This window comes from Pseudomonas sp. 22189, assembly GCF_052045635.1.
Classification (GTDB): domain Bacteria; phylum Pseudomonadota; class Gammaproteobacteria; order Pseudomonadales; family Pseudomonadaceae; genus Aquipseudomonas; species Aquipseudomonas parakoreensis.
The window spans coordinates 1-15,786 of sequence record NZ_JBQEPG010000028.1; the positions used below are offsets into that span (position 1 = coordinate 1).

The window sequence follows — 15,786 nt, forward strand, 5'->3', positions numbered from 1 at the left end:
GGAGGCGAATTCTACAGCGTTACACGCTGCTGTCAACACCTCTTTTTCTCCGCTTTCGACCGAGAAGATCGAACCGTCAAAAGAGCCAAACATCACCGCTCTTTCAACCCCTTCCAGGCTTCGATGAACTGAAGCGACCCGCTGTCGAAAACCGCGTAACTCATTGAATCTCAAGGAGTTTTCCGTTTCGACCGCGCCGGAAGTGGGGCGAATTATAGACCTCCAGAATCTGCCGTCAACCGTTAATTTCAGTTTTCTTTCAACAACTTACGGACCGGTTAAAAAACACACAGCTGCGTCTATACATAAGCCGGAAAAACCACTCCTTCTATATAGAGGAGTATTTCAAAGCACCCCATCAGCCTTGAGTGCCTCCACGGCGCCAGCGCCCATACCCAACACCCGCTGCAAAACCTCCAACGTATGCTCGCCCAATAAAGGAGGCGCGCGACGGTATTCGACAGGCGTTTGCGACAGCCGGATCGGACTCGCCACCTGCGGGACCATTCCTGCCAGGGCATGCGGCAGCTCTATCGCCAACCCACGTGCTTTCACCTGCGGATCGTCAAACACCTGGGACAGATCATTGATCGGCCCACACGGCACGCCCGCCTGCTCCAACTGCGCCACCCATTCGGCGGTGGTCTTGAATACCGTTGCCTGACGAATCAGCGGAATCAACACCGCGCGGTTAGCCACCCGCAGCTTGTTAGTTGCGAAACGCGGATCGTCCGCCCACTGCGGCTGCCCAGCCACCTCGGCGAACTTGCGGAACTGGCCGTCATTGCCAACGGTAAGAATGAAATCACCATCAGCCGTGGGGAAGTCCTGATAAGGCACGATGTTCGGATGCGCATTGCCCAGACGCTTGGGCGCATTGCCCGTAGTCAGGTAATTCATCGCCTGATTGGCCAGACAGGCGACCTGCACATCCAGCAAAGCCATATCGATGTGTTGCCCGCCGCCATCGTGATCACGATGAGCCAGCGCTGCCAGAATCGCCACGGTCGAATACAAACCAGTAAGGATGTCCGTCAGCGCCACACCCACCTTCACCGGCCCGGCGCCTTCATCACCTTCAGGGCGACCGGTCAGGCTCATCAGCCCGCCCAACCCCTGGATCATGAAGTCATAACCGGCGCGCTTGGCATACGGCCCGGTTTGACCGAAGCCGGTGATCGAGCAATAGATCAGATCCGGATTGATCGCCTTCAGCGACTCGTAGTCCAGCCCATAGGCGGCCAGCCCCCCGACCTTGAAGTTCTCGATGAGAATGTCCGACTTCGCCGCCAGCTCCCGCACGAGGCTCTGACCTTCAGGCCGAGTGAAGTCGATCGTCACCGATTGCTTGTTGCGGTTGGCCGACAAGTAGTAAGCCGCCTCGCTGGTGTTTTCCCCGTATGCGTCCTTGAGGAAGGGCGGCCCCCAGGCGCGCGTGTCATCGCCATTGCCCGGACGCTCGACCTTGATTACCTCGGCGCCAAGGTCGGCAAGTATCTGCCCGGCCCACGGCCCGGCCAGCACGCGCGATAAATCCAGTACTCGCAGATGCGACAGCGCGCCCATGGTCGCTCTCCTGTTAATAGAACGCCTGCAGACCGGTTTGCGCGCGCCCCAGGATCAACGCGTGAACGTCGTGAGTACCTTCATAGGTATTCACCACTTCCAGGTTGACCAGGTGACGGGCCACACCGAACTCGTCGGAAATACCGTTGCCCCCCAACATGTCACGGGCCATCCGGGCAATATCCAGCGACTTGCCGCAGGAGTTGCGCTTCATGATCGAGGTGATTTCGACCGCCGCAGTACCTTCATCCTTCATGCGCCCCAGACGCAGGCAACCTTGCAGTGCCAAGGTGATCTCGGTCTGCATGTCGGCCAGCTTCTTCTGGATCAGCTGAGTCGCGGCCAATGGGCGACCGAACTGCTGACGATCAAGGGTGTATTGGCGAGCGGTGTGCCAGCAGAATTCGGCAGCGCCCAACGCGCCCCAAGAGATGCCGTAGCGCGCCGAGTTGAGGCAAGTGAACGGACCTTTCAGACCACGCACGTCCGGGAAGATGTTCTCTTCCGGTACGAAAACGTTGTCCATGACAATTTCGCCGGTGATCGATGCGCGCAGGCCAACCTTGCCGTGAATCGCCGGTGCGCTCAGGCCCTTCCAGCCTTTCTCCAGGACAAAGCCACGGATGTCGCCGGCATCGTCTTTGGCCCAGACTACAAATACGTCGGCGATCGGGCTGTTGGTGATCCACATCTTGGCGCCGGTCAGGCTGTAACCGCCGTCGACTTTGCGCGCACGGGTGATCATCGCACCCGGATCGGAACCGTGGTTGGGTTCGGTCAGACCGAAGCAGCCGATCCATTCGCCGGACGCCAGTTTCGGCAGGTATTTCTGTTTCTGCGCTTCAGTGCCGAATTCGTTGATTGGCACCATCACCAGCGAGGACTGTACGCTCATCATCGAACGGTAGCCGGAGTCGACGCGCTCCACTTCACGTGCAATCAGACCGTAGCTGACGTAGTTCAAACCGCTGCCACCGTATTGCTCAGGGATCGTCGCGCCGAGCAGGCCGACTTCGCCCATTTCGCGAAAGATCGCCGGGTCGGTTTTCTCATGGCGGAACGCTTCGAGGACACGTGGCGCCAGGCTTTGCTGAGCAAACTGGGCGGCAGTGTCGCGAATCATGCGCTCTTCTTCGGTGAGCTGTTGATCCAGCAGCAGGGGATCGATCCAGTTGAAGCTAGCTTTACCGCCCATGAGTGTGTCCTCGTAAATCGGTGAATTAACGTGGCATTGATCCTAGGCCCGGTTCGCCAGCGCGGCAAACGAGGATTTCGCATCCTGTTGTGCTAATTTCTCACTCCGAAACGTCGCTGAATGCCTTTTAAGCGGCGCATTAGTGAGGTTGACGTACATGCGCAGGAAGATTCCCAGCACCACAGCCCTGATCAGCTTCGAGGCCGCCGCTCGCCACGAAAGCTTTACCAAGGCCGCCGAAGAACTTTCCCTCACCCAAGGCGCCATTTGCCGACAGATTGCCAGCCTTGAGGAGTTCCTCAGTGTGGAACTGTTCCGACGCTCGCGACGCGGTGTGAAGCTGACGGAAGCGGGGCTGTCCTACAGCCGTCGGGTGGCCACGCAACTCGATGCCGTCGAGCGCGACACGCTCTCGGTCATGGGCCAACAGGGCACCAACGTGATCGAACTGGCGGTGGTGCCGACCTTCGGCACGCAATGGCTGCTGCCGCGGCTCAAGGATTTCCAGCTCAAGCACCCGGAAGTGACGGTTAACCTGACCAACCGCACCCGTCCGTTCCTGTTTGCCGACACCGATTTCGACGCAGCGATCTACTTCGGAGACGCCGATTGGTCGGGTACCGAGTCCCACAGACTGATGGGCGAAAATCCGATGCCAGTGTGCAGCCCAGCCCTACTCGGCAATAGAACGCATCTGACGGCTGACGAGATCGCCGAGCTGCCGTTGCTGCAACAAACCACTCGCCCTTATGCCTGGCGCCAATGGTTTAACTCACAGCAGTTGAACATCCCCCGCGACATGACAGGCCCACGCTACGAGCTATTCTCCATGCTGGCCCAGGCGGCCATGCACGACATGGGGATCGCACTGATTCCGCCGTTCCTGATTCAACGCGAACTGGCCGAGAAACGCTTGGTGATCGCCAACCCGGATGCACTCTCCAGCATCAAGGCGTATTACCTGATGATTCCGGAGCGCAAGGTCGAATCGGCGTCACTCAAGGCATTTCGCGATTGGCTGGTCAATCAGGCAAACAGCTACAGCCTAGAAGGATAAAGGCTTACAACAATTACTAACCCGGTAGTCAGGAAATTCAAAGCCCTACAGATATAAGTATTTGTCGCAAAATCGCAGACTGTATCCGAAAGTCGTACAGACGTCCCACAAGCGCCTGTGGACGTGGCTTTGAGCCTCTATTGGCGACTCATTACGTCCTATTCACGCCGCCGATGAGAATTTTTTTCAGATTCAGCCAGAATCCTTGCAAGGCACGGCCTGCAAGGGATTCAACTGGCCATCTGCGACATTCGGTCACGGGATGACTTGTAGTTAATTTTCCGTCACCCGTCATAATCCCTTGAAGGGCATAAAGTTCGCCTGCAAAATGCCGCGCCCCGCCCTGATTTGGCGGGATCGTGCTGATCGGCCGCCCCAGTCGCACCATCCGCAGTGCCTGGGTTTACTCAATAAGATCACGCAGGAGATTTGACGTGCACATTGGTGTTCCTCTCGAAACCCAGACCGGTGAAACACGGGTTGCTGCAACCCCGGAAACCATTAAAAAGCTGATCAGCCAAGGACATAAGGTCACTGTGCAAACCGGCGCTGGCGTCAAAGCCAGCGTTGTCGACAGTGCCTATGAAGCGGCGGGCGCAACCATTGGCAGTGCCAACGATGCGTTCGGTGCCGAGCTGATTCTCAAAGTGGTCGCCCCCAGCGACGCCGAACTGGCGCTGATCAAGCGTGGCACGGTGCTGGTTGGCATGCTCAACCCCTTCAATAACGAAACCATCGCCAAAATGGCCGAGTGCGGGATTACCGCGTTCGCCCTGGAAGCGGCGCCGCGCACCTCTCGCGCACAGAGCCTCGATGTGCTGTCGTCGCAGGCGAACATTGCCGGCTACAAGGCAGTGCTGCTGGCCGCGCACTACTATCCGCGCTTCATGCCGATGCTGATGACCGCTGCGGGTACCGTGAAAGCGGCGCGCGTGCTGATTCTGGGTGCCGGCGTGGCCGGGCTGCAGGCGATTGCCACGGCGAAACGTCTGGGCGCGGTGATTGAAGCGTCTGATGTGCGTCCGGCGGTGAAGGAACAGATCGAATCCCTCGGCGCCAAGTTCGTTGACGTCCCTTACGAAACTGACGAAGAGCGCGAATGCGCGGTCGGTGTCGGCGGTTACGCGCGACCAATGCCGGCAAGCTGGATGCAGCGTCAGGCCCAGGCTGTGCACGAGCGCGCCAAGCAGGCCGACATCGTCATCACCACCGCACTGATCCCGGGCCGCAAGGCGCCGACACTGTTGAGCGCAGACACCGTGGCGCAGATGAAGCCGGGCTCGGTGGTCATCGACCTCGCGGCAGCCCAGGGCGGCAACTGCCCGCTGACCGTCGCCGATCAAGTGGTGGTCGAGAACGGCGTGACCATCGTCGGCCCGACCAACCTCGCCGGTGAAGTCGCCGCAGATGCTTCGGCGCTGTACGCCCGCAACCTGCTGGACTTCCTCAAGCTGGTGTTCACCAAAGAAGGCCAGTTCGACGTCAACCTCGAAGACGACATCGTCGCCGCGTGCCTGATGTGCCGCGACGGCCAAGTCATCCGCAAAAACGCCTAAGCAGGGATTCAGACGATGGAAGAGCTTATCTCCCCCGGTATCTACAACCTGATCATCTTCGTGCTGGCGATTTATGTCGGTTACCACGTGGTCTGGAACGTTACACCTGCGCTGCACACGCCACTGATGGCGGTGACCAACGCCATTTCGGCGATTGTGATCGTCGGCGCCATGCTCGCTGCTGCGCTGACCGTCACGCCACTGGGCAAGACCATGGGCACCCTCGCCGTGGCACTGGCTGCGGTCAATGTGTTCGGTGGCTTCCTGGTTACCCGCCGCATGCTTGAGATGTTCAAGAAGAAAGCCCCGAAAGCAAAAGAAGAGGCGCCGAAGTAATGAGCATGAATCTCGTCACGACGCTCTACCTGATCGCGTCGATCTGCTTCATCCAGGCCCTCAAAGGCCTCTCGCACCCGACCACCTCGCGGCGCGGCAATCTGTTCGGCATGCTCGGCATGGCGCTGGCCATTCTCACCACCATCGGCCTCATCTATAAGCTGGGTGCCGAGCTGGCGACTGCCGGTATCGGCTATGTGATCGTTGGCCTGCTGATCGGCGGCACTGCCGGCTCGATCATGGCCAAACGCGTCGAAATGACCAAGATGCCGGAACTGGTCGCCTTCATGCACAGCATGATCGGTCTGGCGGCGGTGTTCATCGCCATTGCTGCGGTGGTTGAGCCGCAATCGCTGGGCATCGTCAAACATCTGGGTGATTCGATCCCGGCGGGTAATCGTCTGGAACTGTTCCTCGGTGCGGCGATCGGTGCGATCACCTTCTCCGGTTCGGTGATCGCCTTCGGCAAGCTGTCGGGCAAGTACAAGTTCCGCCTGTTTCAGGGTGCACCGGTACAGTTCAGCGGTCAGCACAAGCTGAACGCGGTTCTGGGCCTGGCAACGCTGGTGCTCGGCATAACCTTCATGCTCACCGGTAACCTCGCCGCGTTCGCGCTGATGCTGGCGCTGGCGTTCGTGATGGGCGTGCTGATCATCATCCCGATCGGCGGTGCCGACATGCCGGTGGTGGTGTCGATGCTCAACAGCTATTCGGGCTGGGCTGCAGCGGGTATCGGCTTCTCGCTGAACAACTCGATGCTGATCATCGCCGGCTCGCTGGTGGGTTCGAGCGGCGCAATCCTCTCGTACATCATGTGCAAGGCGATGAACCGTTCCTTCTTTAATGTACTGCTCGGTGGTTTCGGCAATACGGCCGACGCAGGACCCGCCGGTGCGAAAGAAGCCCGTCCGGTGAAATCCGGTTCGGCGGATGACGCGACCTTCCTGCTGACCAACGCCGACACCGTGATCATCGTCCCGGGCTACGGCCTGGCGGTGGCCCGCGCGCAGCATGCGTTGAAAGAGCTGACCGAGAAGCTGACACACCGTGGCGTAACCGTGAAATACGCGATCCACCCGGTGGCCGGTCGCATGCCTGGGCACATGAACGTCCTGCTCGCCGAGGCCGAAGTGCCTTACGACCAGGTGTTCGAGATGGAAGACATCAACTCCGAGTTCGGCCAAGCCGACGTGGTGCTGGTGCTCGGCGCCAACGACGTGGTCAACCCGGCCGCCAAGAACGATCCGAAATCGCCGATTGCCGGCATGCCGATTCTCGAAGCGTTCAAGGCCAAGACCATCATCGTCAACAAGCGCTCGATGGCCAGCGGCTATGCCGGTCTGGACAACGAACTGTTCTACCTGGACAAAACCATGATGGTCTTCGGCGACGCGAAAAAAGTCATCGAAGACATGGTCAAAGCGGTCGAATAATCCTCCGCAGTAGCACCGGACGCCCCGACTTATCGGGGCGTTTTCGTTTGCGCAAAGCGTCGGACAATTTGCCGCGTTGTTGCAGATCCGGTAACGGTGTTTTACTTCAAACCCGCTAAATAGACGCCTCGTTTGCGACCTTGGTAGCGGGACAGGCGCCCGCGAAATTCACTAGACTGCGCATCCTGATACTCGCTTCCCGAGAAAATAATCCATGTACCGTGACCGTATTCGCCTGCCTTCGTTGTTGGATAAAGTGATGAGCGCCGCCGACGCCGCCGCGCTGATTGAAGACGGCATGACCGTCGGCATGAGCGGCTTCACCCGCGCGGGCGAAGCCAAAGCTGTCCCTCACGCATTGGCCGAGCGAGCCAAGGTCACGCCGCTGAAGATCAGCCTGATGACCGGCGCCAGCCTGGGCAACGACCTCGACAAACAGCTGACCGAGGCCGGCGTGCTGTCGCGGCGCATGCCATTTCAGGTCGACAGCACCTTGCGCAAGGCAATCAACGCCGGCGAAGTGATGTTCATCGACCAGCACCTGTCGGAAACCGTCGAGCAACTGCGCAATCAGCAACTGAAGCTGCCGGACATCGCCGTGATCGAAGCCGTGGCCATCACCGAGCAGGGCCACATCGTGCCGACCACTTCGGTGGGCAACTCGGCAAGCTTCGCGATTTTTGCCAAACAGGTAATCGTCGAGATCAACCTGGCGCACAACGCCAACCTCGAAGGCCTGCATGACATCTATATCCCGACCTATCGCCCGACGCGCACGCCGATCCCACTGGTGAAAGTCGACGATCGCATCGGCAACACCGCAATCCCGATCCCGCCGGAAAAGATTGTCGCCATCGTCATCACCCAGCAGGCAGATTCGCCGTCCACGGTGTCGACCCCGGATGTCGACACCAACGCCATCGCCGAGCATCTGATCACCTTCTTCAAGCAGGAAGTCGACGCCGGTCGCATGACCAACAGGCTCGGCCCGTTGCAGGCCGGGATCGGCAACATCGCCAACGCAGTGATGTGCGGCCTGATCGATTCGCCGTTCGAAGAACTGACCATGTATTCCGAAGTACTGCAGGACTCGACCTTCGACCTGATCGACGCCGGCAAGCTGAGCTTCGCTTCGGGCAGCTCGATCACGTTGTCGGAGCGGCGCAACAGCGACGTGTTCGGCAATCTGGAGAAGTACAAGGACAAACTGGTGCTGCGCCCGCAAGAGATCTCCAATCACCCGGAAGTGGTGCGTCGTCTGGGCATCATCGGCATCAACACCGCGCTGGAGTTCGACATCTACGGTAACGTCAACTCTACCCACGTCTGCGGCACACGGATGATGAACGGCATCGGTGGCTCGGGTGATTTCGCGCGCAACGCGCACCTCGCGGTGTTCGTGACCAAATCGATCGCCAAGGGCGGGGCGATTTCCAGCGTGGTGCCGATGGTCAGCCACGTCGACCACACCGAGCATGACGTCGACATCCTGGTGACCGAAATCGGTCTGGCCGACCTGCGCGGCCTGGCCCCGCGCGAACGTGCCCGGGTGATTATCGATAACTGCGTGCACCCCGATTACCGCGAGGCGCTGAATGACTACTTCACCGCCGCCTGCGCCATCGGCGGTCATACCCCGCACATCCTCCGCGAAGCGTTGAGCTGGCACATGAATCTGGAAGAAACCGGTCGCATGCTCGCGGTGTAATTCGTACAGTCAAACCGCTGATGCAAACACAGTTTGTGTCAGCGGTTTTTTAATCCCTCCCACTCGACAAAAACTGTACTGCTGTACTGGTTGTTTCCTACGGCTTTTGCCTACTCCCTCCCTCCATTTGAGCAAAAACGCACCACAAAAGTGCGTAAAGGTACAGTTTGCTCAATTTTGACCCATACACCACCTATAAACAGTTAACTGGTCACTCACAATACAGTTGAACTGTATCTAGAGAGACTAGGCAAACGAGAGGATCATGGGCACCAGTTAAACCACTACCTGATCCCGCCACAAGCGGAAGGATGTCAACCATGGAACGTACACTCAGTTCCGAACTGTTCTTCGAAGACAAAGCTGCAAAATCCCAGGCTTCCCTGCCTCTGCGCGTTATCGCCAACCTGATGTTGTGGCAGCGCCGCATTTCCAGCCGCCACCAACTGGCTCGTCTGGATTCGCGTCTGCTGGCTGACGCCGGTATCAGCGAAGCACAACGCTACGAAGAGCTGAGCAAGCCGTTCTGGCGCTAAGTAGCGTCGCTGGCTCTGGTCGTTAGACCCACCGCCAGCAACCCGAATTGAACACACAAGACCCGTCGCGGGAAACCGCGACGGGTCTTGTCGTTTCAGGGTTCGAAAGGCCCGTACAGCAGGTTGTTCAAACAACAGGTACAGTTCTAAATAATCAAAATCTGAACCAGTACAATTCTTCATCGGTGTATCTGCCGGCAAAACTGCATCGGGCGCAGCCTGTCCTTAACCCTCCTCGGCTTAAGGAAAATGCCATGAAAGACTTACAGGATGTTTCGACAGCGTCGATTCAACCCCTCATTCACTCGCACCTGCTGCGGCGCCTGGTTCGTAGCCTATGGCAGGGATTGGAGCGCGCCAGGACGCGGCGTCTGTTGGCCCAGCTGGGGCAGCGCGACCTCGCGGATCTGGGTATGAGCCACGCCGATCGGCTCAACGAGCTGGAGAAACCCTTCTGGCGCTAGCATTCTGCCCACTGTCCGAACCTTGCGCGCAGGCCTAATATCCATGCCAGAACGTGGCGAATCTTCCGTAACCCGCGTCTGAGTCTCAGACACAAGCCACCTCTCAATACGGTTTACTATCAGGAGATACACCATGTCCCGTCTTCGCCTGCTCAGCGCTGCCGCCTTGCTGGCCGTGGCTGCCAACGCCAGCGCCTCCAGCTTCATCGTCACCACCGACGCCGTGGTTGGCGCGCTGAAGTCCTCCTCGGACGCCACGTCCGACGTCAGCTCTTCGCTGCGTGACAACAAGGTCGTGATCGCCGCGCGTGATGACGCTGCCAGCTTCGTCGCCAGCGAAGGCCAGATCCGCGGCGTCAAACTGGAAAGCGCCCTGGACCTGATCCGCCACCAGGCACCACAACTGAACGCGACCGACTTCCAACTGGCGCAAGCCATTCTGGCGATCTGATCGGACGTTGCCGGACGGGACACGCCAGTCGTGTCCCGATGTTTCGCCACTGGCTCTGGCCCGGGCATTACGCTAGCCTTGAGATTCGCTAGCCGTTATCGAGTCCCATGCGTTTTCTGACCAACCTGCTTATTCCCTGTGCCTTGTTCAGCGCCTGCTGGGCGACGTCGGTCGATGCCTTTGATATCTCCACGCAAAATACAGTGGTGACGGTCTGGGCCACCGGAATGGTGTCTTCCGCGCCATTCGACCGTAAACTGATCATCGCCGCTCATGATGACGCGGCGGCGTTTGTTGCCAGTGACGGTGAATTGCGCGGCGCGCAGCTCGAATCCGCCCTGCATTACTTGCGCAAATCCCGACCGAAACTTCATGTCAGCGACCTTGAACTGGCACAGGCAATTCTCGTCCAATAGTTATCTCAGTCCTTCGTTATCATTGCCCTTCCGGAGTCGTTCCATGCGTAGCCCGCTGATTGCTGCCGCCCTTGGCCTGTTTGTATTGGCCGACGTGGCCCAGGCGCACACCCTGGTAGCCACCAGTAACATCATCGTTCGTGCCTCCCAGCGCACCATCGATTTCACCTCCGATACCACCACGTCGATTCGCGATTCGAAAATCATCCGCGAAGCCCATGACGATGCCGCCAGCTTTGTTGCCACCAACGGCGATATCCGTGGTGCTCACCTGGAAGCCGCCCTCAACACCTTGCGCACCCGCGTGCCGGAAGCCCGCGACGCCAGCGATCAGGTGCTCGCCGAAGCCATTCTTGCCCTGTGAAGTCACTCGGCGCCTGGCTACTGGCCGGGGCGTTGTTGCTGCTTGGCAACAGCGCCCACGCCAGCCTGCAATTGCGGCTCAAGACCGACGGTCTGAGCCCCGCCCAGCAACAGGCCAGTCAGGCGCTGCTCGATGAAGCGATGCAGAAGCTGCCGCCCAGCTTCGTCGAACAGCTGGACCGGCGCATCGACGTCGGCTGGTCCGACGACATGCCCGGCAACGCCTACGGCCAGGCGACCCTGGTTGCCGAACTCGACCTGAACCGCAAACTGCTCGCCGGCCTCACCGACGGCAGCGCGGCCAAAGAAAAGACCAATCGCCCTCACGGCACCGTGCGCCAGGAGCTGCTGGCAACCGTGTTGCACGAGCTCACCCACATTTATGACCGCGCGCGCCTGTGGCCCGCCGCCGAGCGCACGCTGATCCAGCGCTGCACTCGCCGCAGCAACAGCGCCGGCCTGATCGGCATTCCCGACGAGTGTCGCGGCCAGACTGAACGCCGCTTCACCCTCAGCGATGACCCGCGCCTGCTCGACCTCGCCGGCTGGCAACAGTACGTCGGGCGGCGCGGCGAGCGTGAACAGCACAACCGCCAGGTGGCCCGCAGCCCGGATCTGTACGAGATTTCCAGTCCGAAAGAGTTTGTCGCGGTCAACATGGAGTATTTCCTCCTCGACCCGAGCTACGCCTGCCGACGTCCTGCGCTCTATCGCTACTACAAAGAGCGCTTCGGCTGGGCACCACCGGCCAGGGACACCTGCAGCAACACCTTCGCCTTCCTCAATGCCGGTAACGACTTCGCCAAACAGCCACTGGGACAGGTCGATCCGGAGCGGGTGTATGCCGTCGACTACCTGCTCGCCGAAGCCAACCAGAACTGGGTCAGCCGCTGGGGCCACAGCATGCTGCGCCTGGTGATCTGTGCGCCGGGGCGACCACGGGGCCCGGATTGCCGGCTCGACCTCGACCAGCATCTGGTGTTGTCGTACCGCGCCTTTGTCGGTGACGTGCAGCTGTCGAGCTGGGATGGACTGGTCGGCAAGTACCCGTCACGGCTGTTCGTGCTGCCACTCGCACAGGTCATCGACGAATACACCAAGACCGAACTGCGCAGCCTCGCTTCGGTACCGCTGAACCTGTCGCGCAAGGAAATTGAAGAGGTGGTCGAACACGCCGCCGAGATGCACTGGAGTTACGACGGCAACTACTTCTTCCTGTCCAACAACTGCGCCGTGGAAAGTCTCAAGTTGTTGCGCAGCGGCAGCAACAACAAGCAATTGGTCGGTCTGGACAGCATCATGCCCAATGGCTTGCTGGAAGTATTGAAAGGTCGTGGCCTGGCCGACACCAGCGTACTGGACGACCCCAAGGAAGCCTTGCGCCTGGGTTATCGCTTCGACTCGTTCCGCGATCGCTATCAGGCGATGTTCGATGTGTTGAAAAAGCAGCTGCCGATCAAACAGACCACCGTCGAGGACTGGCTATCGCTGTCTGCCGAAGAACGCCGGCAGTGGTTCGAGCGCGCAGACCTGCGCACCAGTGCAGCGTTGTTGCTGCTGGAACAGGCGAGTTATCGCCGCCAGTTGCTGCTGGCCCAGGATGAGGTCAAGCAACGCTACCTCGGTGCCCGGGAGCTGGATAACGGTGGCATGGACAAGGCCAACGCGACCCTGCAGGAAATTCTCGCCAACAGCGGCTTCCTCAGTCGTCCGGCGGAACTGCTCGACAGCCGCGGTTACGGTTTGCCGCAACCGAGCGAGTTCAAGCGCCTGCAAGACGAAAGCAGCCAACGCCAGAAACAACTGCTGGCGCTGAGTGGCGATCTGGACAAGGAAGTGCGCAAGTTGCTGGAGCCCAAGCGAGCGGCCGAGATTGCCGCCAGCGAAGCCAACGTGAAGCAGATCGGCGAGCACCTGCGCAAACTGCACAAGGCCTCCGGCGGGCTGGAGTTGCCTTAAAAGCAAAAGATCGCAGCCTGCGGCAGCTCCTNCAGAGATAAATGTAGGAGCTGCCGCAGGCTGCGATCTTTTTACTGCCTGTAAATCAGTACAAAACACCGTCCAGAATTTCGTAAACGATCCCGGTACCCACCGCGATCAGCACAATGTCCCCACCGGCCCGGCGCCACTCATAACCCGGATACACCGGCAGACGGCTCAGCGCCCGCCCGTCCAGCCGCTCGCCGTAGTAACCGTGCGGCAACGGCCGGCCGCGTTCCAGATGAATGCCCGGTGGCGGCGGTGCGCCACGTACGAAGTAGCCGTGGTTGTCGCGAATGGTCTGCCGCACCGGGCCGAAGTCGTGTGGCGGGCCGCCACGGTGGTCGTTCTGCGGGCCACGGTGATCGTCACCACGGTTATCGTAGTGGCCCTGCTGCGGGCCGCCGTGGTCATGATCATCGCGTGGATCGGCGCTGGCCAGCAGCGGCGTCGCGCTGAGCATCAGCACGCCCAGTCCGGCAATCAGACGTTTCGGCATTTTCATCGGGTCTTTCCTCACGGCACCAACAGCAAAAAAGGGATTCAGAACGTGGTTCTGAATCCCTCGGTCTTGCTCAATTAGGCCGTGATGTGAGGCGCTAATTCCTCTGTATCAGGAACTTTACCTTCAGCTGACGCGGGCCTGACGCACGCCCTCGGACAGCGCCTTGCACAGACCCAGCACGCCATCGACAGCCTGGGCCGGCGTGGTCGCATTGGCGATGTGATCGATCAGTGCCGAACCCACCACCACCCCGTCCGCCAAACGAGCGATGGACGCCGCCTGCTCCGGAGTACGGATACCGAAACCGATGCTGATCGGCAGGTCAGTGTGGCGACGCAAACGGGTGACCGCCTCTTCGACATGCTCCAGAGTTGCTGCACCGGCACCGGTCACGCCGGCCACCGACACGTAGTAAACGAAGCCCGAGCTGCCATTGAGCACTTTCGGCAGACGCGCATCATCAGTGGTCGGGGTGGTCAGGCGGATGAAGTCCAGACCCGCAGCCTGTGCCGGGTCGCACAGTTCATTGTTGTGCTCTGGCGGCATGTCGACCACGATCAAACCGTCGACACCCGCTTCCTTGGCATCAGCGATGAAACGTTCAACGCCGTACATGTGGATCGGGTTGAAATAGCCCATCAGCACCAGCGGCGTGTCGCTGTTGCCTTCACGGAACTCGCGAACCATTTGCAGGGTTTTCGCCAGATTCTGCTTGGCGTCCAAGGCACGGATATTCGCCAGTTGAATGGCCGGACCGTCGGCCATCGGATCGGTGAACGGCATGCCCAGCTCGATCACGTCGGCGCCAGCGCCCGGCAGGCCTTTGAGGATCGCCAGCGAGGTGTCGTAGTCCGGATCACCGGCGGTGACGAAGGTCACCAGCGCGGCGCGATTCTGTTGCTTGAGGTCGGCAAAACGGGTTTGCAGGCGGCTCATCAGTGTTTCTCCTGCTTCGACTGTTCCATATGGTGCATGACGGTCTGCATGTCTTTGTCGCCACGGCCGGAGAGGTTGACCACCATCAGGTGATCCTTCGGCAGTTTCGGCGCGCGTTTGAACACTTCAGCCAACGCATGAGCGCTTTCCAGTGCCGGGATGATGCCTTCGAGGCGGCAGCACTGGTGGAACGCAGCGAGGGCTTCGTCGTCGGTGACCGAGGTGTACTGAACGCGGCCGATGTCATGCAACCAGGCGTGCTCAGGGCCAATGCCCGGATAATCGAGACCGGCGGAAATCGAGTGGGCGTCGATGATCTGGCCATCGTCGTCCTGCAACAGGAAGGTACGGTTGCCGTGCAGCACACCCGGCACGCCGCCGTTCAGACTGGCCGCATGCTTGCCGGTTTCGATGCCGTAACCGGCCGCTTCGACGCCGATGATTTCGACGCTTTGATCATCGAGGAACGGGTGGAACAGGCCCATGGCGTTGGAACCGCCACCAATGCACGCCACCAGGCTGTCCGGCAGACGACCTTCCTGGGCTTGCAGCTGCTCGCGGGTTTCCTTGCCGATCACCGCCTGGAAGTCGCGCACCATGGCTGGGTACGGGTGCGGGCCGGCCACGGTGCCGATCAGGTAGAAGGTACTGTCGACATTGGTCACCCAGTCACGCAGCGCTTCGTTCATCGCGTCTTTCAGAGTGCCGGTGCCGGCCACCACCGGGATCACTTCGGCGCCCAGCAGCTTCATGCGGAACACGTTGGCCTGCTGGCGTTCGATGTCGGTGGTGCCCATGTAGATCACGCAATCCAGACCGAAACGTGCGGCCACGGTAGCAGTCGCCACGCCGTGCATGCCGGCACCGGTCTCGGCGATGATGCGTTTCTTGCCCATGCGCCGCGCCAGCAGGATCTGGCCGATGCAGTTGTTGATCTTGTGCGCGCCGGTGTGGTTCAGCTCTTCGCGCTTGAGGTAAATCTTCGCGCCGCCGCAGAACTCGGTCAGACGCTCGGCGAAGTACAGCGGGCTCGGACGCCCGACATAGTCACGCTGGAAGTAGGCCAGCTCTTCTTTAAACGCTGGATCTTCCTTGGCCGCTTCGTATTCACGGGCCAGATCGAGGATCAACGGCATCAGGGTTTCCGCCACGTAGCGGCCGCCGAACGCGCCGAACAGGCCGTTATCGTCAGGGCCGCTGCGCAGGTTGGAGGTGTTCGAAGTCTGGGTCATGATGTGCTCCAGGTGAATTCGGGTCAGAAGACAATGACGCCACTCTACCCCT

Annotated in this window: 16 protein-coding genes; 11 read left to right on the plus strand and 5 right to left on the minus strand. The window is 60.0% G+C overall.

Annotation, left to right across the window (positions count from 1 at the left end):
- Positions 1–345: 345 nt before the first annotated feature.
- Both ACTJKS_RS23450 and ACTJKS_RS23455 read right to left on the minus strand, forming a co-directional pair.
- Positions 346–1,566: a CaiB/BaiF CoA transferase family protein gene (locus ACTJKS_RS23450; protein ID WP_145593956.1), complete on the minus strand. Its 1,221-nt coding sequence runs from the start codon at positions 1,564–1,566 to the stop codon at positions 346–348.
- A gap of 13 nt (positions 1,567–1,579) precedes the next feature.
- Positions 1,580–2,761: an acyl-CoA dehydrogenase gene (locus ACTJKS_RS23455; RefSeq protein WP_003220420.1), complete on the minus strand. Its 1,182-nt coding sequence runs from the start codon at positions 2,759–2,761 to the stop codon at positions 1,580–1,582.
- Between the two features lie 157 nt (positions 2,762–2,918).
- On the opposite strand from ACTJKS_RS23455, the gene ACTJKS_RS23460 reads away from it, so the two are divergent.
- From ACTJKS_RS23460 to ACTJKS_RS23510, 11 genes are all read left to right on the plus strand, one after another.
- On the plus strand, positions 2,919–3,818 hold the full coding sequence (locus ACTJKS_RS23460) for a LysR family transcriptional regulator (protein WP_041074774.1): 900 nt from the start codon (positions 2,919–2,921) through the stop codon (positions 3,816–3,818).
- A 434-nt stretch (positions 3,819–4,252) separates the two neighbouring features.
- Positions 4,253–5,374 carry a Re/Si-specific NAD(P)(+) transhydrogenase subunit alpha gene (locus ACTJKS_RS23465; protein WP_025112356.1) on the plus strand — a complete coding sequence of 374 codons (1,122 nt, stop codon included), beginning with the start codon at positions 4,253–4,255 and terminating at the stop codon, positions 5,372–5,374.
- Between the two features lie 15 nt (positions 5,375–5,389).
- Positions 5,390–5,710 carry an NAD(P) transhydrogenase subunit alpha gene (locus ACTJKS_RS23470; protein ID WP_003220416.1) on the plus strand — a complete coding sequence of 107 codons (321 nt, stop codon included), beginning with the start codon at positions 5,390–5,392 and terminating at the stop codon, positions 5,708–5,710.
- Positions 5,710–7,143 (plus strand): NAD(P)(+) transhydrogenase (Re/Si-specific) subunit beta, encoded by a 1,434-nt coding sequence (locus ACTJKS_RS23475; RefSeq protein ID WP_108181288.1) that lies wholly within the window; start codon positions 5,710–5,712, stop codon positions 7,141–7,143. The genes ACTJKS_RS23470 and ACTJKS_RS23475 overlap by 1 nt, the downstream gene beginning before the upstream one ends.
- Positions 7,144–7,357: 214 nt before the next feature.
- Complete coding sequence (locus ACTJKS_RS23480) at positions 7,358–8,851, plus strand: acetyl-CoA hydrolase/transferase family protein (RefSeq protein ID WP_108181287.1); 1,494 nt, start codon at positions 7,358–7,360, stop codon at positions 8,849–8,851.
- 320 nt (positions 8,852–9,171) lie between these two features.
- Positions 9,172–9,387, plus strand: coding sequence for a DUF1127 domain-containing protein (locus ACTJKS_RS23485; protein ID WP_041074721.1), 216 nt, complete (start codon positions 9,172–9,174; stop codon positions 9,385–9,387).
- A gap of 47 nt (positions 9,388–9,434) precedes the next feature.
- Positions 9,435–9,851: a DUF1127 domain-containing protein gene (locus ACTJKS_RS23490; RefSeq protein ID WP_411157869.1), complete on the plus strand. Its 417-nt coding sequence runs from the start codon at positions 9,435–9,437 to the stop codon at positions 9,849–9,851.
- 133 nt (positions 9,852–9,984) lie between these two features.
- The gene (locus ACTJKS_RS23495; RefSeq protein WP_007962831.1) at positions 9,985–10,302 is read left to right on the plus strand and encodes a DUF2388 domain-containing protein; all 318 of its coding nucleotides are present in this window, start codon (positions 9,985–9,987) and stop codon (positions 10,300–10,302) included.
- A gap of 107 nt (positions 10,303–10,409) precedes the next feature.
- Positions 10,410–10,718, plus strand: a complete 309-nt coding sequence (locus tag ACTJKS_RS23500; RefSeq protein ID WP_108181285.1) for a DUF2388 domain-containing protein — start codon at positions 10,410–10,412, stop codon at positions 10,716–10,718.
- A gap of 43 nt (positions 10,719–10,761) precedes the next feature.
- Positions 10,762–11,082 (plus strand): DUF2388 domain-containing protein, encoded by a 321-nt coding sequence (locus ACTJKS_RS23505; protein ID WP_041074727.1) that lies wholly within the window; start codon positions 10,762–10,764, stop codon positions 11,080–11,082.
- Positions 11,079–13,040, plus strand: a complete 1,962-nt coding sequence (locus tag ACTJKS_RS23510) for a DUF7844 domain-containing protein (RefSeq protein ID WP_108181284.1) — start codon at positions 11,079–11,081, stop codon at positions 13,038–13,040. Before ACTJKS_RS23505 ends, ACTJKS_RS23510 begins: the two co-directional genes overlap by 4 nt.
- Positions 13,041–13,125: 85 nt before the next feature.
- On the opposite strand, the gene ACTJKS_RS23515 is transcribed toward ACTJKS_RS23510, so the two are convergent.
- The 3 genes from ACTJKS_RS23515 to trpB all read right to left on the minus strand — a co-directional run bounded on the left by ACTJKS_RS23515 (position 13,126) and on the right by trpB (position 15,734).
- Positions 13,126–13,566: an anti-virulence regulator CigR family protein gene (locus ACTJKS_RS23515; protein WP_027610197.1), complete on the minus strand. Its 441-nt coding sequence runs from the start codon at positions 13,564–13,566 to the stop codon at positions 13,126–13,128.
- A 123-nt stretch (positions 13,567–13,689) separates the two neighbouring features.
- Positions 13,690–14,502: a tryptophan synthase subunit alpha gene (gene trpA / locus ACTJKS_RS23520; protein WP_108181283.1), complete on the minus strand. Its 813-nt coding sequence runs from the start codon at positions 14,500–14,502 to the stop codon at positions 13,690–13,692.
- A complete protein-coding gene (gene trpB / locus ACTJKS_RS23525) occupies positions 14,502–15,734 on the minus strand; it encodes a tryptophan synthase subunit beta (RefSeq protein ID WP_041074734.1) in 1,233 nt (410 codons plus the stop codon). The genes trpA and trpB overlap by 1 nt, the downstream gene beginning before the upstream one ends.
- Between the last annotated feature and the right edge of the window lie 52 nt (positions 15,735–15,786).